Source organism: Erwinia sp. MYb416 (genome assembly GCF_037479575.1).
GTDB lineage: Bacteria > Pseudomonadota > Gammaproteobacteria > Enterobacterales > Enterobacteriaceae > Erwinia > Erwinia rhapontici.
This window is the reverse complement of record NZ_JBBGYT010000183.1, coordinates 1-574: the sequence shown is the minus strand read 5'-3', so window position 1 is coordinate 574 and position 574 is coordinate 1. Positions and strand designations below refer to the sequence as shown.

The window sequence follows — 574 nt, the reverse complement described above, 5'->3', positions numbered from 1 at the left end:
GGCAGCGTGGATAACCTCTTTCCTCCCTCATGGTGTGGGGCGCGTGCGCAGCCCCGTGACGCAACAGTGAAGATAAAATGATGACGATAAAAAAAAGCTGGTTTACCGCGCTGTTGCTCGGGGTGATGCCACTGAGTCAGGCAGCCGATACTGCAACGCCACAGGCGCCTCTGATAACACCGTTGCCTGCTGCACCGCTGCGTGAATCGGTGCTCAACTTTGGAAAAATCGCGCCACCGCCCGGTGCTTTTTCCCTGCGCGGCACCCATCCCGAGGGGCAGATCGAATTCGGCGTACGCAGCGATGAGGTGGCGACTAAGGCGCTGCTGATGCTCAGTTTCCGCCCGTCGCCCGCCCTGCTCCCGACGCTGTCACACCTGAAAATCTACCTGAATGACGAAATGGTCGGACTGGTGACACTGACGGCTGAACAGCTGGGAAAAGAGAACCAGGTGGAGGTGCCGATTGACCCGCGTTTTATTGGTGACTTCAACCGCATCCGTTTTGAACTGGTGGGACATTACACCAATGTCTGCGAAAATCCGGCGTACAGTTCGATTTGGCTGGATATCGG

At 57.0% G+C, this 574-nt stretch carries 1 protein-coding gene; it reads left to right on the top strand.

All coding sequences use genetic code 11. The features are described 5' to 3' along the window. Positions 1 to 80: 80 nt before the first annotated feature. Positions 81 to 574 (top strand): cellulose biosynthesis cyclic di-GMP-binding regulatory protein BcsB (locus tag WH277_RS01740; RefSeq protein WP_339504031.1); only part of this gene is annotated, 494 nt, incomplete at its 3' end.